The 19811-nt window shown below is 56.3% G+C and carries 15 protein-coding genes and 2 tRNA genes; 9 read left to right on the forward strand and 8 right to left on the reverse strand.

Annotated features, from left to right (window positions below; translation table 11 throughout):
• Positions 1-350 precede the first annotated feature (350 nt).
• Genes L6R44_RS16795 through L6R44_RS16805 form a run of 3 tightly spaced genes read left to right on the forward strand, consistent with a single transcriptional unit; the run spans position 351 to position 5460 of the window.
• Positions 351-1436 (forward strand): efflux RND transporter periplasmic adaptor subunit, encoded by a 1086-nt coding sequence (locus L6R44_RS16795; protein WP_237424850.1) that lies wholly within the window; start codon positions 351-353, stop codon positions 1434-1436.
• A complete protein-coding gene (locus L6R44_RS16800) occupies positions 1436-4498 on the forward strand; it encodes an efflux RND transporter permease subunit (RefSeq protein WP_237424851.1) in 3063 nt (1020 codons plus the stop codon). Before L6R44_RS16795 ends, L6R44_RS16800 begins: the two co-directional genes overlap by 1 nt.
• Positions 4495-5460, forward strand: coding sequence for an acyltransferase (locus L6R44_RS16805; protein ID WP_237424852.1), 966 nt, complete (start codon positions 4495-4497; stop codon positions 5458-5460). The genes L6R44_RS16800 and L6R44_RS16805 overlap by 4 nt, the downstream gene beginning before the upstream one ends.
• Here the strand turns inward: L6R44_RS16805 and pagP are convergent.
• Entirely contained in the window at positions 5457-6032 is a 576-nt protein-coding gene (gene pagP, locus L6R44_RS16810) for a lipid IV(A) palmitoyltransferase PagP (RefSeq protein WP_237424853.1), read from the reverse strand. The genes L6R44_RS16805 and pagP overlap by 4 nt on opposite strands.
• Positions 6033-6287: 255 nt before the next feature.
• On the opposite strand from pagP, the gene shiA reads away from it, so the two are divergent.
• From shiA to L6R44_RS16825, 3 genes are all read left to right on the forward strand, one after another.
• Positions 6288-7604 (forward strand): shikimate transporter, encoded by a 1317-nt coding sequence (gene shiA / locus L6R44_RS16815; RefSeq protein ID WP_237424854.1) that lies wholly within the window; start codon positions 6288-6290, stop codon positions 7602-7604.
• A gap of 73 nt (positions 7605-7677) precedes the next feature.
• Positions 7678-9132: an AMP nucleosidase gene (locus tag L6R44_RS16820; RefSeq protein ID WP_237424855.1), complete on the forward strand. Its 1455-nt coding sequence runs from the start codon at positions 7678-7680 to the stop codon at positions 9130-9132.
• An 18-nt stretch (positions 9133-9150) separates the two neighbouring features.
• Positions 9151-10917, forward strand: coding sequence for an aminopeptidase P family protein (locus L6R44_RS16825; RefSeq protein ID WP_237424856.1), 1767 nt, complete (start codon positions 9151-9153; stop codon positions 10915-10917).
• A 146-nt stretch (positions 10918-11063) separates the two neighbouring features.
• Here the strand turns inward: L6R44_RS16825 and L6R44_RS16830 are convergent.
• Both L6R44_RS16830 and emmdR read right to left on the reverse strand, forming a co-directional pair.
• Positions 11064-11139: transfer RNA gene (locus L6R44_RS16830), tRNA-Asn, on the reverse strand.
• Positions 11140-11242: 103 nt separating this feature from the next.
• Complete coding sequence (emmdR, locus tag L6R44_RS16835) at positions 11243-12697, reverse strand: multidrug efflux MATE transporter EmmdR (RefSeq protein WP_120286689.1); 1455 nt, start codon at positions 12695-12697, stop codon at positions 11243-11245.
• A gap of 161 nt (positions 12698-12858) precedes the next feature.
• Here emmdR and L6R44_RS16840 point away from each other — a divergent pair.
• Positions 12859-12934, forward strand: a tRNA-Asn gene (locus tag L6R44_RS16840).
• Between the two features lie 189 nt (positions 12935-13123).
• On the opposite strand, the gene L6R44_RS16845 is transcribed toward L6R44_RS16840, so the two are convergent.
• Entirely contained in the window at positions 13124-14080 is a 957-nt protein-coding gene (locus tag L6R44_RS16845) for a hypothetical protein (RefSeq protein ID WP_032641562.1), read from the reverse strand.
• Positions 14081-14352: 272 nt separating this feature from the next.
• Here L6R44_RS16845 and L6R44_RS16850 point away from each other — a divergent pair, with 272 nt between their 5' ends.
• Positions 14353-14688 carry a gamma-glutamylcyclotransferase family protein gene (locus L6R44_RS16850; RefSeq protein WP_237424857.1) on the forward strand — a complete coding sequence of 112 codons (336 nt, stop codon included), beginning with the start codon at positions 14353-14355 and terminating at the stop codon, positions 14686-14688.
• Between the two features lie 47 nt (positions 14689-14735).
• On the opposite strand, the gene L6R44_RS16855 is transcribed toward L6R44_RS16850, so the two are convergent.
• The 4 genes from L6R44_RS16855 to dacD form a co-directional block, all read right to left on the reverse strand.
• On the reverse strand, positions 14736-15071 hold the full coding sequence (locus L6R44_RS16855; RefSeq protein WP_237424858.1) for a DUF496 family protein: 336 nt from the start codon (positions 15069-15071) through the stop codon (positions 14736-14738).
• 158 nt (positions 15072-15229) lie between these two features.
• Entirely contained in the window at positions 15230-16288 is a 1059-nt protein-coding gene (locus L6R44_RS16860) for an FUSC family protein (protein WP_237424859.1), read from the reverse strand.
• Positions 16289-16380: 92 nt separating this feature from the next.
• Positions 16381-16854, reverse strand: a complete 474-nt coding sequence (sbmC, locus tag L6R44_RS16865; RefSeq protein WP_045328130.1) for a DNA gyrase inhibitor SbmC — start codon at positions 16852-16854, stop codon at positions 16381-16383.
• Between the two features lie 119 nt (positions 16855-16973).
• Positions 16974-18140, reverse strand: a complete 1167-nt coding sequence (gene dacD, locus L6R44_RS16870) for a serine-type D-Ala-D-Ala carboxypeptidase DacD (RefSeq protein WP_237424860.1) — start codon at positions 18138-18140, stop codon at positions 16974-16976.
• Between the two features lie 210 nt (positions 18141-18350).
• Between dacD and sbcB the strand changes: the two genes are divergently transcribed.
• Positions 18351-19775, forward strand: coding sequence for an exodeoxyribonuclease I (gene sbcB / locus L6R44_RS16875; RefSeq protein ID WP_237424861.1), 1425 nt, complete (start codon positions 18351-18353; stop codon positions 19773-19775).
• The last annotated feature ends 36 nt before the right edge of the window (positions 19776-19811 follow it).

Here is a 19811-nt window from a genome sequence, read left to right on the forward strand (position 1 = left end):
AAAGCGCATTAAATGCAGGGGGTTGCCCTTAATGCCAGTTACGGAAAAAAGAGATGAATGATATTAAACGTAGCACATGAATATCAGGTTTAGCGCCCCCCACTGATAATGGTTATTTAACATTTATCTTTTCGCCGACTATGCTCATAGTCAGCCACCGCTTCCGGCTCATGGAGGAATTTATGTATGGTTTAAGCCTGCTCCGCCTCGGTCTGTTTATTGCGCTTGCCATTATCGCCAGTACGGCGATTGGTTTATTTACCTATATGGTCGTCACTGTTCTGGCAGAATAGTGTCACCCCTGCCCAGGTTATGGAATAAATAAAACAGTTATTTATTAGGGGAATACAGTGAACCGCTACCTCACTTTTTTACCGTTCGTTTTGTTAACGCTCACGGCATGTGACCCGAAATCCGAGCAAGCTGCCCCCCTGCCGCGCATGGTAAAAGTGGCGGAGGTGACGGTCCCCGGCCACGCCCAGCAGCGCGTTTTTCCCGCACGCATAGAATCGGGTGATGCCACAGACCTTTCCTTCAAGCGCGCGGGTCAAATTGAGGCGCTCGATATCCGTCAGGGCGCAGCCATCAAGCAGGGGCAGCAGCTTGCGAGATTAAATGCCCGTGAAGCCCAGCAGCGCGTTAACGACAGACAAACAGCGGCAACGCTGACCCAGCGGCAGTTCGACCGCTTCCAGACGCTGGCGGGCCGCCAGGCCATTTCAAAAGCAGAGATGGACGTGCAGCGCGCGAACCGCGACTCGGCAAATGCGGCGCTGCAGATTGCCCGTGAAGAGCTCAATCAAATGACGCTCGTCGCCCCCTTCAGCGGAACGGTGGCCAGCGTGCATGTCCGAAACCATCAGGTGGTGTCTGCGGGTCAGCCTGTTTTGACGCTGACCCGCACAGACCTGCTGGACGTGGTGTTTAGTATTCCTGAGAACCTGTTCAGGACCTTTGATATTCGTAACGCGCAGTATCGTCCCGTGGTGAGAATTAACGCCTTCCCGGATCGGGAGTTTACCGCCGTCTATAAAGAGCACTCGGGCAGCAGCGACAGCAACACCCTGACCTGGCAGGTGATCCTCACCATGCCGCGCCCGGATGATTTCCCCGCCGTGGGCGGCGTAAGCGGTACGGTGACAATCAATCTAACCAACCTCCCGGCAGGTGCGGGCGCCGAGGCGCTGGTCGTCCCGGTGGAGGCGGTCTTTAACCCAAACAACAGCCCGCGCAATGAGCCGCACGTCTGGGTCGTCGCGGGAGAAGGCGACGCGCTTCATCTTGAAGATCGCAAGGTCAGCGTGGGGCAAGTCACCACCGAGGGCGTTGTCATTACGCACGGGCTCAAGGCGGGCGAGCGCGTGGTGGCTGCAGGCGTTGGTGAGCTTCATGCTAACCAGCCGGTACGTGTCTGGACGCGTGAACGGGGACTGTAATGGATATCTCTCGCCAGTTTATTAATAACCCCATTCGCGTCTGGCTAACGATCCTGCTGCTCGGCGTGGGGGGCATTTTCGCCCTGCTCAACATTGGCAGGCTGGAAGATCCGGCCTTTACCATCAAAACCGCCGTGGTCATTACCCACTATCCTGGCGCCTCCGCTCAGCAGGTGGAAGAAGAGGTGACGCTTCCGCTGGAGAATGCCCTTCAGCAGCTGCCTTATCTGGACAATGTCAGCTCGATCTCTTCAAACGGCCTGTCGCAAATCACCGTGAACATTGCCTCGCGCTATCATTCGAACGAACTGCCGCAGATCTGGGACGAGCTGCGCCGTCGCGTGGGCGATGCCTCGCGCCAGTTCCCGCCCGGCGTCGTGACGCCCTTTGTAAATGACGATTTCGGCGACGTGTTCGGTTTTTTCTTTGCGATTTCCGGGGATGAATTCAGCAATCCTGAACTGGTGAGATATGCCGAGCAGCTGCGTCGCGAACTGGTTCTGGTCCCCGGCGTGGGTAAAGTTGCCATCGGCGGAGCCGTCAGCCAGCAGGTCAACATCGATATCTCCCTGACCAAAATGGCCGCGCGCGGCATCACGCTGAACCAGCTTTCCGCCCTGCTCGGCAGGCTGAACGTGGTTTCCAGCGCCGGAGAAATCAGCTCGGGAACGGAATCCATTCGCCTGCATCCGACCGGTGAGTTCGAAAATCTGGATGAACTGGCCGACCTCATCATCACGCCTTCCGGCACCGGGGCAGCGACGCGTCTGCGGGATATCGCCACGCTGTCGCGCGGGCTGAACGAATCGCCCGCCAGTATCTACCATGCTAACGGCAGAAAAGCCGTCACCATGGGCGTCTCGTTTATTCCCGGCGTGAACGTGATCGACGTGGGCCACGCGCTGGAGGCGAAGCTAAACCAGATGTCAGCGGAAAAACCGGCCGGGATACACATCGACCTGTTTTACGATCAGGCCGCCGAAGTGGGCCACTCTGTTAACGGTTTTATCATCAACTTTCTGATGGCGCTGGCGATTGTCATCGGCGTGCTGCTGATCTTTATGGGCGTACGCAGCGGGATCATCATTGCGTTTTCCCTCGCGCTTAACGTGCTGGGCACGCTGCTGATCATGTATCTGTGGGGCATTGAGCTGCAGCGCATCTCGCTCGGGGCGCTGATCATCGCCCTGAGCATGCTGGTGGATAACGCCATCGTGATTGTTGAAGGGGTGCTGGTTGCGCGTCAGCAGGGCTCCCCGCTATTGACCGCCATTAACTACATCATCCGGCGCTCCGCCCTGCCGCTGCTGGGAGCGACGGTGATCGCCATCCTGGCATTTGCGCCTATCGGGCTGTCGCAGGATTCTACCGGGGAATATTGTAAATCCCTGTTCCAGGTGCTGCTGATTTCCCTGATGCTGAGCTGGTTCTCGGCGCTCACCATCACGCCGGTGCTGATTAAGTGGTGGTTGTTTAAAAACGACGGTGCGGCCGCGAAGCCCGACGAGTCAGATCCTTACGACAAACGTCTCTACCGCCTTTATCAGCGCCTCCTGAACGCGCTGCTGTTCCGCAAAGCGCCAACGCTCATCGTGATGGCTGCGCTGCTGGCCGCGTCAGTCTGGGGTTTTGGCGCCGTGCGGCAAAACTTTTTCCCCTCGTCAAATACGCCGATTTTCTTTGTCGACCTCTGGTTACCGTACGGCACCGATATCAAATGGACCGAGAAGATGACCGGCGATATCGAGAAAACCATTAACGGCCAGCCCGGCGTGGAAACCACCGTCTCCACCATCGGTCAGGGCAGCATGCGCTTTATTCTGACCTATAGCGGACAGCGGCAGTACAGCAACTACGCGCAGATCATGGTGCGCATGGATGACCAGCGCAACATCTCCGCACTGACGCGCCACGTCGATGAGTACATTGCGCGAAACTATCCGCAGGTTAACGCCAGCACCAAACGCGTGATGTTTGGCCCCTCCGGCGACAGCGCCATTGAGGTACGCATCAAGGGCCCCGATCCTGACAGGCTGCGCCTGATTGCCAGCCGGGTGGACGATATTCTGGCGAGCGACCCGGCGACGGGCAGCGTGAGAAACGACTGGCAAAACCGCAGCAAGGTGATCCGTCCGCAGTACGTCGCCGCGCTGGGCCGCGAGCTTGGCGTGGACAAGCAGGACGTCGACAACGCGCTGGAGATGAACTTTTCCGGCAGCCGGGCGGGATTATACCGGGAAGGCAGCGACCTGCTTCCGGTCGTGGTGCGCCCGCCGGAAAGCGAACGGCTGGACGCCAATCACCTGAACAACGTGCTGGTCTGGAGCCAGACGCGACAGCAGTATATCCCGCTAAGCAACGTCGTTAGCCGCTTCTCGCTGGAGTGGGAAGATCCGCTCATCCTTCGGCGCGACCGCTCGCGGGTGCTGACGGTGATGACCGACCCCGATCCCCTTAGCCTGCAAACCTCCGGCGATATCCTCGCCCGGGTGAAGCCGCGCATTGACGCCCTCGCCCTGCCCCACGGCTATAGCATCGAATGGGGAGGCGATGCGGAAAACTCCAGCGAAGCACAGCAGGGGCTCTTCACCACGCTGCCGATCGGGTTCCTGGTGATGTTTGTCATCACCGTGCTGATGTTCAGCTCGGTGAAAAACGCCGTCGCCATCTGGCTGACCGTGCCGCTGGCGCTGATTGGCGTCACGCCGGGATTCTTGATCACCGGGATCCCGTTCGGCTTTATGGCGCTGATCGGCCTGCTCAGCCTGAGCGGAATGCTCATCCGCAACGGCATCGTGCTGGTGGAAGAGATCGAGCAGCAGAAGGCGCACAAAGCTCAGCGTGAGGCGATCGTCTACGCCGCCACCTCGCGCCTGCGCCCCATCCTGCTTACCGCGTTTACGACCGTACTGGGCCTGGCGCCGCTTCTGCTGGATGTTTTCTTCCAGAGCATGGCCGTTGTGATTATGTTTGGACTGGGGTTTGCTACAATCCTGACGCTGCTGGTACTTCCCGTAATCTACGCGTGTTTCCATCGTAAGGACGAAGCCAAACAACAATGAATGCGACAGGGCTGAATATTATCAAGACGCTGGGCTGTATGACGGCGGTTACCTTCTTCACCATCTACAACACCTGGGATCGTTATGATTATGACTACCACTGGATCCTGGGATTTTTAACCTTCATCTCGACGATTGCCACACCGTTGTTTTTTGTGGTGTCGGGCTATCTCGACGGGCAATCCCGGCACGGGAGCCGCTGGCAGCTGGGCAAAATTAAAAGCCTGGTGACCGTCTTTCTTTTCTGGATAACGATCTACTACCTGTGGGAGCCATATCAGCGCGGGTATTTAATCCAGCCGTGGTTCGTGTTCGCGTTTGTCGTGATTTACGCCTTCCATCCTGCGGTGGAATGGCTCAGCCATCGGCGAGCGCTGTTCTGCACCGCGATTGCTGCACTGCTGGTCTTTTCTTACGGATACGACCTGTTATCGGCGCTGTATCCTGACGCGCACATCCTCTCCCTGTCACCGCAGTATCGGCTGTGGACATGGCTGCTGTTTTATCTGACGGGGCAACTCTTCTGCGACCCCAAAATAGCCGAGTGGATAAGCCGCAAATCGGTGGTTCGGGCAGCGGTTATTGCCATCCCGTTCATCTACCTCTTTACCTGGTTTTACGAGCGCCACTTCTTTTTTGCCCTGTTTAAGGCCGACAGAAACGCCTTTATCCTCACCGGCTCTCAAATTTACGTTCTGATCGTCGCGCTGGTGATTGCGGCGAACGGCGTACGCTTTCGCCGCAATGCTGAACTGAAGGAGTCCATCCTGGCCGCCATCAGCAAAACGATGACCGGCGTGTACATTATGCACTACTCGGTATTTCATCTGCTGACGGCGCTGATACCGGTGACCTCTCTCGGCATGAAGCTGACGTTGATTGTGCTCACGTTCGTCAGCTCTGTTCTCTTCTCCATGCTGGTATTGTCTAACGCCGTGGCAAAAAAGGTGATCACCCTTTAAAAGCCTAAGCGCAGCCAGGCAAAAAGCACGTTCCCGTTGTTATAGGTTCCTGGAATATAGGTGAACTGGACGGTAACGCGCTTGTAGCTTGCCGAGAACAGCGGGAAGATGAACGGTAGCGGGACATAGTTTGCAAAATCATCTCGCGCCGTGATCCCCGCCGCGGCACCGAGCCCAAGCCGGAAATCGTTGGCGTCATCCAGATACCAGCCCTTCTCCCAGCCATAGCCCATCGCGGGCTGCCATTCGTTGTGCGAGTCTTTGAACATCATTGCGAAAAGGGCGCTCCAGTTGCCCTCTTCATTATAGCGGGAGACGCCCAGGCCACCGCCCCACGGCATTTCATTGTAATTGTCGGTTTTTTCTTTGTCGTACATAAAGCGGGCATGCCAGCTTAAAAATGGCAGGTACAGATCGTAACGTTGAGGCTGCTCCCAGGTTTGTGAAATATCATCCGTCAGCGCATTCCACCAGCCGCTGATGCGCTGTTCGCCGTAGACGTTGGGCTCCGCGTGAAGCGGTGCGACGAATAAAAACAGGAACATCCAGATTGCCGAAAAGGTGCGTTGCATCGTGTTTCCCTCAGCTTAACTCACGCAGCGGTCACTATTACTGTAAACCATTCAGCAGATCACCGCGTCAAGCAGACATAATTATATCGCTGAAGGTGTTGATGAAATTTCTTTATTCAGCGTCTTTCGGAAAGATAAAAACGTTTTCTCAGACGTTCTGTCGCGGTAGTCTCATAGGTTCCGTTTATATGACGGCCGCTATGTGAGTGACCTTTTCTTATACCAATAATTAAAATCAGTATGGACAGGACAACTATGGACTCCACCCTTATCTCCGACCGCCCCGGCGAGGAGACCCCTTCGCTCAATCGTGCCCGCCGCGCAGCCCTGGGCAGCTTCGCGGGCGCCGTCGTCGACTGGTATGATTTTCTGCTTTACGGCATCACTGCCGCGCTGGTCTTCAACCGCGAGTTCTTTCCGCAGGTCAGCCCCGCGATGGGCACGCTCGCCGCCTTTGCCACCTTCGGCGTCGGGTTTCTGTTTCGCCCGCTGGGCGGGGTGATCTTCGGCCACTTCGGCGACCGTCTCGGCCGCAAGCGCATGCTGATGCTCACCGTCTGGATGATGGGGATCGCCACCGCGCTGATAGGCGTTCTCCCTTCGTTTTCCGCCATTGGCTGGTGGGCACCGGTACTGCTTGTCACCCTGCGCGCCATCCAGGGCTTCGCCGTGGGCGGCGAATGGGGCGGTGCGGCGCTGCTGTCCGTCGAGAGCGCGCCGAAAAACCGTAAAGCGTTCTACAGCAGCGGCGTGCAGGTGGGTTACGGCGTAGGCCTGCTGCTCTCCACGGGGCTGGTATCGTTAATCAGCCAGCTCACCACCGACGCGCAGTTCCTGAGCTGGGGCTGGCGCATTCCGTTCATCTTCAGCATCGTTCTGGTGATTGCCGCCCTGTGGATCCGTAACGGGATGGAGGAGTCCGCTGAATTCGAACAACAGCAGCAGGAAAAACCGGCCGCCAAAAAACGCCTGCCGGTGATGGAAGCCCTGATTCAGCACCCTGGCGCTTTTCTGAAAATTATCGCCCTGCGGCTGTGCGAACTGCTGACGATGTATATCGTCACCGCGTTTGCCCTGAACTATTCGACGCAGAATCTCGGCCTGCCGCGCGAACTGTTCCTGAATATCGGCCTGCTGGTGGGCGGGATCAGCTGCCTGACCATCCCCTGCTTTGCCTGGCTGGCGGACCGGTTTGGCCGCCGTCGCGTTTACATCACCGGGGCGCTGATTGGCACCCTCAGCGCCTGGCCGTTCTTTATGGCGCTGGAGGCGCAGTCCGTCTTCTGGATCGTCTTCTTCGCCATCATGCTCGCGAACATCGCTCACGATATGGTGGTCTGCGTGCAGCAGCCGATGTTTACCGAGCTGTTCGGCGCAAGCTATCGCTACAGCGGCGCGGGCGTAGGCTACCAGGTCGCCAGCGTGGTCGGCGGTGGGTTTACGCCGTTTATTGCTGCCGCGCTGGTGACCTTCTCCGGCGGTAACTGGCACAGCGTGGCGATTTATCTGCTGGCCGGCTGTCTGCTGTCGGCGGCGACGGCGCTGCTGATGAAAGAGACGCGCCACGGCTGATCTCCCTTTTGTTTCACAGGCGTGTGACATACTATCGGGTAGAGTCGCACACCTGTGGAACAAGGAGACAGAGATGAATAATAAGGGCTCCAGCCTGACCCCGGCTCAGGCGCTGGAACAACTCGACGCGCTGTATGAACAGTCCGTCAACGCGCTGCGCAACGCCATCAGCGAATATATTGAAACAGGGAAACTTCCCGACGAAAAGGCCAGATCCGAGGGCCTTTTTGTTTATCCATCGCTCTCTGTGACCTGGGACGGCAGCGCCAGCACGACGCCGAAAACTCGCGCCTACGCCCGTTTTACCCACTCCGGCTGCTACAGCACCACCGTCACCCGCCCTGCACTGTTCCGCCCCTACCTCGAAGAACAGCTCACGCTGTTATACCAGGATTACGGTGCGCACATTGCCGTTGAGCCATCGCGGCATGAGATCCCCTATCCCTACGTGATTGACGGCTCGGCGCTGACGCTTGACCGCTCCATGAGCGCGGGGCTAACCCGCCACTTCCCGACCACTGAGCTTTCACAAATTGGCGACGAGACGGCTGACGGGATCTATCACCCGGCAGAGTTTTCTCCCCTGTCGCACTTTGATGCCCGCCGGGTCGATTTCTCCCTGGCGCGCCTGCGCCACTACACCGGGACGCCGGTCGAACATTTCCAGCCGTTCGTGCTCTTTACCAACTACACCCGCTACGTTGACGAGTTTGTCCGCTGGGGCTGCAGCCAGATCCTCGACCCGGAAAGCCCCTACATCGCGCTCTCCTGCGCGGGCGGGATCTGGATCACCGCGGAGACCGAAGCGCCCGAGCAGGCCATTTCCGACCTGGCGTGGAAAAAACATCAGATGCCCGCCTGGCACCTGATCACCGCCGACGGTCAGGGCATCACGCTGATCAACATCGGCGTAGGCCCGTCAAACGCCAAAACCATCTGTGACCATCTGGCGGTGCTGCGCCCGGACGTCTGGCTGATGATTGGCCACTGCGGCGGCCTGCGCGAAAGCCAGCTGATTGGCGACTACGTGCTGGCCCACGCCTATCTGCGCGATGACCACGTGCTGGATGCGGTACTGCCGCCGGACATCCCCATCCCGAGCATCGCCGAAGTCCAGCGCGCCCTGTATGACGCCACCAAAGAGGTCAGCGGCATGCCGGGTGAAGAGGTTAAACAGCGCCTGCGCACCGGCACGGTCGTCACAACGGACGATCGCAACTGGGAGCTGCGCTACTCCGCCTCCGCGCTGCGGTTCAACCTGAGCCGCGCGGTGGCGATCGATATGGAGAGCGCCACCATCGCCGCGCAGGGATATCGCTTCCGCGTTCCTTACGGCACGCTCCTGTGCGTCTCCGATAAGCCGCTGCACGGTGAAATTAAGCTGCCGGGTCAGGCCAACCGCTTCTACGAAGGGGCCATCTCAGAGCATCTGCAAATTGGCATTCGCGCCATTGACCTGCTGCGGGCAGAAGGTGACAAACTGCATTCCCGCAAGCTGCGTACCTTCAACGAGCCGCCGTTCCGCTAACAGCAATAAGGAAAAACCATGTCCAGCACATCTCCGCTCTCTGCCCTGCGCCACTGGCTTGAGGCCAGCCATCTCGACGGGATGATCGTCCCGCGCGCGGATGCCTGGCAGAGTGAATATTGCGCGCCCTACGACGAAAAGCTGGCCTGGCTGACGGGATTTGACGGTTCGGCCGGCGTGGCGCTGGTGCTGAAAAACAAAGCGCTGCTGTTCGTCGACGGTCGCTATCAGGTTCAGGCCCGCGTTCAGGTTAATACGGATGAGATTGCGATCCACCACCTGCACAACGAGCCCCTGGCGCAATGGCTGGCAGAAAACGTTGCGGCAGGAACACGCATCGGTTTTGACGCGCTGCTGATGACCAACACGGAGTTTGAGCAACTGTCTGCCACGCCGTGCGAGCTGGTTCCCCTGAAGGCCAGTCCGTTTGACACCTTATGGACCGACCGCCCTGCCGCGCCGGCGGGGCTTATCCGGGAAATGCCGATTGAGCACAGCGGCGAACGCAGCGCGGACAAGCGTCAGCGCGTCGCCGCCGTGCTGGCCGCAAATAGTGCCGATTATCTCGCCATTACCCTGCCGGATAACATCGCCTGGCTGTTAAACGTGCGCGGCGCGGATATCCCTTACAGCCCGGTACCGCTCTCCTTTGCCCTGCTGGGGCGTGACGGCTACGTTGAGTGGTTTGTTAACGACAACAAGCTCAGCGCGCTGCCTGACGATGTGCGCGGTGCTTTCACCCTTGCGCCGCAGGATACCTTTATCGATCGCTGCCGGCAGATTGCTGAAGGCAAACGGGTGATGGTTGATGCCGATTCCGCGCCGGTTGCCCTGCGCTTCGCCATTGAGCCACGGGGAGAGATTGTCTGGCAAACCGACCCCATCACCCTGATGAAGGCCACCAAAAACCCGGTCGAGCTGGCGGGCTATCGCGAGTGTCATCACCGGGACGGCGCCGCGTGGGTCAACTTCCTGGCCTGGCTGAGCCGTGAAGTGCCTCGGCGAGAGGCGGCAGGTCATCCGCTAACCGAGCTCGACGTCCAGGCGCAGCAGCTTGCGTTCCGTCAACAGCAGCCCGGCTTTATCGAGCAGAGCTTTGCGACTATCTCCGCCTCTTCGAGCAATGCGGCGATGTGCCACTATCATTCGAGCGTGGCCAGCAATAAGCCCATCGGCCACGATCATTTTTACCTGAACGATTCCGGCGGACAGTATGCTAATGGCACCACCGACGCCACGCGCACGCTGGCGTGGGGTAACGTCGGTCCGCAGCAGCGTCTGCACTACACTGCCGTGCTGAGAGGCTTCCTGTCGCTCATTACCCTGCAGTTTCCTTCCGGAACTCAGGGGCATCAGCTGGATGCATTCGCGCGTCGCCCGCTGTGGGAGATGGGGCTGGATTACGATCACGGCACGGGGCACGGCGTGGGGCACCAGCTGCTGATCCACGAGAACCCGCATCGCATCGCCAAAAAGGTCAACCCGTGGCCGCTGGTGGCGGGCAATATCATGACGATCGAGCCGGGCTACTATCTGGGCGATAGCCACGGTATTCGTATCGAAAACCAGGTGGAGATTGTGGAGAGCCGACCGGGGTTCTGCCGATTTGCCTCGCTGACGCTGATCCCGATCGACTTAAGCCAGGTTGAGCTGCATCAGTTGAGCGAACAGGAAATACAGTGGCTGGATGCATACCACCGGCAGGTGCGTGAGGCGCTGGCACCGCTGGTGAACAGCGAGGCGCGTGCGTGGCTGGAAGAGGCGACGGCACCGATTCGTTTGTAAGTGAAGTGCGGTTTGTTGTTTGCCCGGTGGCGCTGCGCTTACCGGGCCTACAATCCCGTAGGTCGGGTAAGGCGAAGCCGCCACCCGACAATTTCACCCGCCCCAGAATAGCAAAAAGCCTGCTTTAAAAGCAGGCTTTTTAAATTTGGCTCCTCTGACTGGACTCGAACCAGTGACATACGGATTAACAGTCCGCCGTTCTACCGACTGAACTACAGAGGAATCGTGTGAACGGGGCGCATATTATCGATGCTCCCCCGTGATGTCAAAGGCAGAATGCAGTTTTTCGATCGTTTGCCGAATTATTCTTCACTTCGCGCAATTGTCAGGCATTTTTCCGCGGGTATTTCCACAGCCAGCGTCCGCTAACCATACGCCAGTAGAACAGCGCGCCCCGCACGGCCCAGTCGAGGAACATCCCCAGCCAGACGCCAACCACACCCCAACCGAGCATCACCCCGAGCGTATACCCCGCGACAACGCGACATCCCCACATGCCGAACATCGACACCCACATCGCAAAGCGGGCGTCGCGTGCGCCTTTCAGCCCGGCGGGCAATACCCAGGAGGCCGCCCAGATCGGCATAAAGGCCGCGTTGAGCCAGATGAGGATCTTAACCACCTCTTTAACGTCGTCTTCATGGGTATAGAACGAGGCCATCAGCCCGGCAAACGGCGCGGTTCCCCAGGCGATCAGCGTCAGCCCAATGGTCGACAGCCAGAACACGTGCCGAAGCTGTCGCTCCGCCTGACCTATCTGCCCTTTCCCGAGCCGTTTACCCGTGATGATGGTCGATGCCGACCCCAGCGCGTTACCCGGCAGGTTAATCAGCGAGGCGATCGAAAAAGCGATAAAGTTGCCGGCGATAACGTCGGTTCCCATCCCGGCGACAAACATCTGCGTCAGCAGCTTCCCGCCGTTAAATAACACCGACTCTATGCTCGCAGGAATGCCGATCCCCATCACTTCCCAGATAATGGCGAAATTAAAGGGGCGGAAATAGCTCTTCAGCGTCAGGCGCAGCGAAGGCGTGATCCCCGCCATCAGCACCCCAATGATGGCCGCCGCACCGATATAGCGTGAAATAGTCAGCCCCAGTCCCGCGCCGACGAAGCCTAGCCCGTCCCACGAGAACACGCCGTAGATTAGGACGCTACTGATGATAATGTTCAGGATATTCATCCCGCCGTTGATCAACAGCGGAATTTTCGTGTTGCCCGCCCCGCGCAGCGCACCGCTGCCAATCAGCGCGATCGCCGCCGCCGGGTAGCTTATGACGGTCATCTCCAGGTAGGTCAGCGCCAGGTCTTTAACCTGGTTCGAAGCCTCGCCGGCAACAAAGTCGATAATCTCTTTACCGAAATAGTGGATCGCCGCCGCCAGAAGGATCGAAAAGACAGTCATGATCATCAGAGACTGGCGGGCCGCCTCGCGGGCACGTTTGGGATCAAGCTTGCCGAGGCTAAAGGCCACCACCACCGTCGTCCCGAGATCGATGGCGGCAAAGAACGAGATCACCACCATGTTAAAGCTGTCCGCTAGCCCCACCCCCGCCATCGCCTCTTTCCCCAGCCAGCTCACCAGGAAGGTACTTAATACCCCCATCAGCAGAACGCAGGTATTTTCCAGGAAGATAGGCACAGCAAGCGGGGTGATTTCACGCCAGAACAGGACACGATAGCTTTTACGTTTTGCATACCATGGCGTGCGGGCTATCGCCTGGCGTAAGGAGGCAGTGACGTTCAAAATGGACCTTAGCAAGAAAAGTTGAAACTCCATTTCAAATAATGGGGGACAAATGCTCATCCTGCAAAGTATTTTCCAGAAAAAGATGTGTGGATTTACAACAAACTGTCGACAGAATCAGCAATCAGTCGATTTTTCCTAAGATCAGGTTTGACAAAACTTTTTTCGCCGCTAAGATAAGCCTCCACAACGATTCCTCTGTAGTTCAGTCGGTAGAACGGCGGACTGTTAATCCGTATGTCACTGGTTCGAGTCCAGTCAGAGGAGCCAAATTTAAGAAAAGCAGACGTCACTGACGTCTGCTTTTTGCATTTATAAACGTTGTCTATTTCGATTCTCTGGCGCTCTGCATCATCACTATCAGGGGTCACGCCACTACCCGCGAAAAATAGCCGGGTGAACGAAGCGCCACCCGCCTATTGATTAACGCAAAATCATCACCAGATGACCGTCTTGCCTTTATTCCATATTGTTATGCGGTGTAAAAATGAAGTCCAGTTGACCGTTGACAGCAGTTAGCGGTGATGTGTTATTGATTAGGTTGAACTGCGTTTCAGAATTGAATTTAAAATACACAATCTGATCCGGCTGCCACTGTTGACCTGCAATGAAGAACTCATGCTCCATCACTAAATCGCCATTAGTAATTTGTAAAATGACCGGTAGATCAGAAGCCTCAGCTAATGTCACTTTCGTAATATACTCGTCACTTGGAGACACGCGTGTGTAAACTGTCTGCGGTAGTTTATCTGCCGGAAGGGTAAACTGCGCTGAGTCATTTTCTGTAAGTAAGAGTTCTAAAATAAAATAACCAGAAACATCACTGCCAGAATCTGCGGGATTGCTGATATAAATATCATACTCACTTCCTGGTTCAAATGTCGTACCGTTAAAGAACCACGATACATGCATATACGGGTCGCTCATGTAGGAATACGCACCAAGCACGTTTCCTGCTTTGTCGACAACCTGAGCATCCAGAGGAAACGCCGAGGCAGCATATAATGCGAGCTCCATATTTGAATAGATAGGCGCAGTGAAAGAAGTGAGCAACGTTCTTGATTGCGGCGGGAGTGAAAACGGAATTGAGGCTTCGGCAGCAGGTGTAAACTGGAACGAAATGGTTCCTGAAGCAGCAGTATGTGTCAAACTCATTTCAAATGACCACTGACTCCCGGCTGGCATAAATACATAACCTCTATCAGCGCCAATAGAATACTGATATTCGAAAACAATCTGGCTCGCCGTTTGAGAGTCAGTCTGATAGAGTTCAAGCGAAACGGGATAATATGTACTATCCATAATTTCAGCCAGAAACATCATATCTTCCGTAGCCGTATACTGGTAGATCGTTGTTGATTCAGTTGTAGATGTCGTGAACGGGACGTCAATAACATCTTTTTTAATATCTTTCATGATTTATTTACCTCTTTAATACTCACCATTGAGTAAATACAATCATGGCATATGAAAATACATGAAACTGACTAAAATATAATTACACGGCGTGCAATTAAAATGCAATTTATTGAGCGCAACAGTTCTGGCGGTATCAATATGCTGATTGAATTATTTATGCATTTATTAATGCGTAACCCGCTGACGATGCTCATCGTTTTTTATTGTCAGGGTCGTTCGAGTACACTTAAACTATAGCGCTCTGTTTTTCGCTTCACAGGTAAGGGAAAATGAACGCTCTGTTTGTCTACGGCACGCTGCGCCCGGGCCACGCTAATGCGCATATTCTTGAAAAAATTGGCGGCGAGTGGCTGGCCGGCTTCGTCACCGGTACGTTTTACGAACGCGGTTGGGGCGCTGCGGCGGAATTCCCGGGGGTTGTGCTCCACCCTGATGGACCCCGCGTCGAAGGCTATCTGTTTATCTCTGATAGCCTTGCCGCGCACTGGGACATGCTGGATGAATTTGAAGACGGCTACGATAGGGTTGAGGTCACGGTGACCTCCCTTGAAGGCCGGCAGGTTCAGGCCTGGATTTATCAGCTACAGCCGCAGTCTGCATCATAAAAAAAGGCTCTCTGTCACCAGAGAGCCTTTTTCACTGTTCGCTGCGATTACTCGCTTTTTGCTTCGCCGTTTTTGATTTCGCCCATTGCTTTCAGCTTCTTGGAGATGTCGCGGCGCTCTTTGGACAACTCGGCGTTTTTGATGATGTAGTCATCAACGCGGTCTTCGTAGTCGCTCTTCATGCTGGCGATGATGCCCTGGATTGCTTCTACGCTCATACCTGGCTTGATGTAGTCGCTCAGGTTGTCGAGCAGCAGAACGCGTTTCTGGTTGTCACGGATCTTCTTCTCAACGTCCTGGATTTCACGCTGCAGCTTGTTTTTGCGGCGGAACAGGCGGACGAATTCCAGAACATCCTGGAACGAAGGCTTGGTAGTTTCCATTTTTACACCCCTGATAATGTGAGATTCGGATTCGTTAAAGCAACCGTTGTAACAATAACCTTACTGACAGCGGCTGCGAATGACAATGACTATATCGTTTAAAGGTATCATAACCCCAATTGCTGCTGAATCGAAGCAGCAGCCGTCACATCCGCGTTTTATTTGCGCAGCGCCCGACAAATAAGATGCGATAACAGCTCAAGCTGCCGCGCCAGCTCCATGCTCAGCCAGACGTAGCCATGAATAGGCGTTTCCGCCACGTTATCGCTCTGGCGTTCATTGATTAACAGCCTGAGCTCCGCAACGATCTCATTCAATCGCTCGCTGTTGGCCAGTATCGGCTGCGGGTTCCCTTCATAGAGCGCATGGGCGATGGTCAACAACGTCTGCTGCGTCATCTGCTGGGTCTCTTTGAGTGTCTGCGCGTTAAGCATCAGCAGATGGCTGGGTCGCGAGGCCCAGTGGGCGTTGATCTGCAGCTCAAGCATGCAGACCAGATTGCGGCTTACCGTCTGGATGGCTTCGAAAATCGATTTTTGGATATGGGTTTCTTTGCTGGCAGGCGTAATCAGTCCACGCATTTTGACCACGTCGTTGAGGATGGTTTGCAGGTGCTTTTCCAGCCGCGGGCGCTCTACCAGGTTCGGAGAAAAACCGGCCTGATACACGCGGTTAAAGGCGGTAACGTAGTTAGCCATCTGAATACGCCAGTGCAGAAAAGCACGCTGCGGCCAGATACCGGTGAAGAGCATGGCCAGCAGTGAACCCAAAATGACATCCCCGCTTCGCCACAGCGCCGTGGTCATGTCCCCGGCGGGCGCACCGACCACCACCGCGAGCGTAATCCCAATCAGCAGCGCCTGATAGGGCTTTTTACCCAACGCCAGCCAGCCGCACAGGAACATGGCCGCACCGCACCATACCAGCATGACGGGAAATGAGATGAGCTCAAGCTTTAGGGCAATAAGCCCGAGGGCTGAGCCTAACACCGTCCCGCCAATTCGTTCGAAGGCGCGCGGAACAACGTTCCCCCAAAACGAGATAGGCCCCATCACCACCACCAGCGTGATCAGCGGCCACGTCCCTTCCGGAACATCCAGCATACGGACCAGGATAAACGTCAACACGAAAGCCAGCGCGATGCGACACCCGTGCACCACGCGATAATGTTTATACAATCGAATTTCAAAAGGGGTTAATGATTTGTCGGGACGCACACCCGCTCTCCAGCTACACGGCAAATCACAATTGTACTGTGTTTTCAGCCGGGCGGATCGCTTCCGGCTGAAAAACCCTTCATTAAGCAGGCTTAAACCGTTTTATGCTCTACCGCGATATACATTTCGATATCCCAGTAGCCGTCCGCATTGCCGTCATTGAGATAGCGCTCGAAGCAGGGTTTGAGCGCCATCTGGTACTTATTGTCCTGCAGCAGGGAGTTGAAGAACTGGTACCACGGTGTGGCAAAGTCGTAGTTTTCCACGCGCGCCGTGGCCACGGCATAATCCCCGGCCGCGATTTCCGTCATCATGACGCCTTCGCTGTTTTCCGGAATAACGAAATCATCCGCTACCGTCACTGCCGTGTCGCAGCGCAGTTTTTCTGCCGGGACTTCATCCGGGTTATCGTAGTAGACCGCAACCCACTCCAGCGGCTCAATGTGACGCCCGTCCACCCACATGACCAGCTGTTCAAAGCCCTGCTTTACCGTTTGTTCCCACGGCCCCACCAAATGAAAACCGGCAATCTTACGTTTCTTTTGCTGCTTGATGCTGTAGTCCATGCTGCCTCCACTTATTACTGTATATATATACACTATAATGCAAGCTCTGAGCGTTCAGCAAACGTGAAGTGTTTATTATGTGAGCAGACTCGCAACCCTGCCAGTCTGCTCATCTGCCGTCAGAGCACGTGGTGAAGATAATCGCTCAGGCGGGAGAACACGCCCCCTTTCTCAACGGCTTCCAGCGTCACCAGCGGCCAGTGCGCCACCACTTTGTCACGGTCATAGAGCTGGATCTCCCCTACCCGCTGATGTGCGGCAATCGGCGCTTCCAGCTCTTTTTTATCCAGCACGTATTTGGCTTTGATGTTGGGCACTTCCGCTTTCGGCAAGGCCAGCCAGAAGTCCTGGTCGGTGCCCAGCTTCACCTGCTCCTTGTCGCCGTACCAGATGCGCTCCGTCCCCACTTTTTTACCGCTATGCAGGATCTGCACCGTATCGAAATTCTGCTGCCCCCAGTGCAGCAGTTTTCGGGCCTGGTCTTCGCGGCCTTTCGGGCTGTCGGCCCCCATCACCACCGCGATTAAGCGGCGCTGGCCGTCCACGGCGGAGGCAATCAGGTTAAACCCTGCCCCCGAGGTGTGTCCCGTTTTGAGGCCATCCACGTTCATGGTTTTATCCCACAGCAGGCCGTTACGGTTTTGCTGGGTGATCCCGTTCCAGGTCAGGCTCTTTTCGCTGTACATATGATAAAACTCGGGCTCACCGTGGATGATGGCGCGGGAGAGCACGGCCAAATCGTAAGCGGAGCTGTGCTGGCCCGGCGCGTCCAGCCCGTGGACGGTTTCAAAGTGCGTATCGCGCAGGTTCAGCTTCTGCACGTAGTCGTTCATCATCTTCACAAACTGCGGCTGCCCGCCCGCCACGTGATCGGCCAGCGCCACGCAGGCGTCGTTGCCGGAATCGACGATCAGGCCGCGGCTTAAGTCACGCACGGAGACGCGATCGCCCTCTTTCAGGAACATCAGCGACGATCCGTCAAACACCGGGTTTCCTTTTGCCCAGGCATCGCGCCCGACGGTGACGATGTCGTCCGGCGTTATACGGTGGCTGTCAATGGCCCGATCGACCACATACCCCGTCATCAGCTTGGTCAGGCTCGCCGGATTACGCTGTTGATGCTCGTTGCCCGCCGTTAAGATCTGACCAGTCGTGTAATCCATCAGCACCCAGGAGCCCGCCTGAATGGCAGGAGGCTGCGGCGAAAAATCCAGCGGTTCGGCCGCAAAAGCAGATGAGATACTCGAAGCGAGTAAAGAAACAGCAATAAACAGACGGCGTTTCAACGGTATATCCTCAGGTCATTAAAAATCGATGACCTTTTTACGGGAGTTCTGATGTCGTTACCTGGCTTAATTGCAAAGAAATGTGACAGAGCGCAGATTTTTCCCTGAAGCTGGCGCGCAGATTTGCGTCACAGCGGCGCTTTTTATTCGGTCTGGACGGCACGATCGTTTACCATAGTGACGTCATTTTTTAACAGGATGGTATTACTGGTGTCTGACTCTGCCGCTCGCCCGACTTTTTTATTTCACGACTACGAAACCTTTGGCACGCACCCGGCGCTGGACCGGCCGGCGCAGTTTGCCGCCATCCGCACCGACGACGAGTTCAACATTATTGGCGAGCCCGAGGTCTTTTACTGTAAACCGGCTGATGACTACCTGCCGCAGCCCGGGGCGGTCATGGTAACCGGCATCACCCCTCAGGAAGCGCGGGAAAAAGGCGTTAACGAGGCAGAATTCGCCCGCCGCATCCACGATCTCTTTACCGTCCCCAATACCTGCGTGGTCGGTTACAACAACATCCGTTTTGATGACGAAGTAACGCGCAACGTTTTCTATCGCAACTTCTACGATCCCTATGCCTGGAGCTGGCAGAACCGCAATTCGCGCTGGGATTTGCTCGACATCATGCGGGCATGCTACGCCCTGCGTCCTGAGGGCATTCACTGGCCGGAAAATGAGGAAGGGCTGACCAGCTTCCGGCTGGAACACCTGACGCGCGCCAACGGCATTGAGCACAGCAATGCCCACGACGCGATGGCTGACGTCTACGCCACCATTGCCATGGCTAAGCTGGTGAAAAGCGCGCAGCCCCGGCTGTTTGACTATCTGCTGAGCCACCGCAGCAAGCAGAAGCTCATGACCCTTATCGACGTACCGCAGATGAAACCCCTGGTGCATATTTCCGGCATGTTTGGCGCCTGGCGCGGCAATACCAGCTGGGTCGCGCCGCTGGCGTGGCATCCGGACAACCGTAACGCGGTCATTATGGTCGATTTGGCCGGCGATGTTTCGCCGCTTCTGGAGCTCGACAGCGATACCCTGCGCGGACGGCTTTACACCCCAAAAAATGAGCTCGGGGATCTGCCTGCGGTGCCGGTTAAACTGGTGCATATCAATAAATGTCCGGTCCTGGCGCAGGCAAATACGCTGCGCCCGGAAGATGCGGACAGGCTGGGTATTAACCGCCAGCACTGCCTCGATAACCTGAAGGTGCTGCGCGATAACCCGCAGGTGCGCGAGAAGGTGGTCGCCATCTTTGCCGAAGCGGAGCCGTTCGTGCCGTCTGAAAACGTGGACGCCCAGCTTTATAACGGTTTCTTCAGCGATGCCGATCGCGCGGCCATGAATATCGTACTGCAAACCGAACCGCGCAACCTACCGGCGCTGGATATCACCTTCGCTGATAGCCGTATCGAAAAGCTGATGTTTAACTACCGCGCGCGTAACTTCCCAGGCACGCTAGATGAAGCAGAGCAGGAACGCTGGCTGCAGCATCGTCGTAACGTGTTTACGCCGGAGTATCTGCACAGCTACGCCCAGGAGCTGGAAATGCTTTATGGCCAGTATGAGGGAAATGCTGAGAAACAGGCGCTGCTGAAATCCCTGTTCCAGTACGCGCAAGAGATAGTTTGAGAGAGGGGCAAAAAAAAGCCGGAGGCGATGTCTCCG

Source organism: Enterobacter cloacae complex sp. ECC445 (assembly GCF_021892025.1).
Lineage (GTDB): Bacteria > Pseudomonadota > Gammaproteobacteria > Enterobacterales > Enterobacteriaceae > Enterobacter > Enterobacter chengduensis.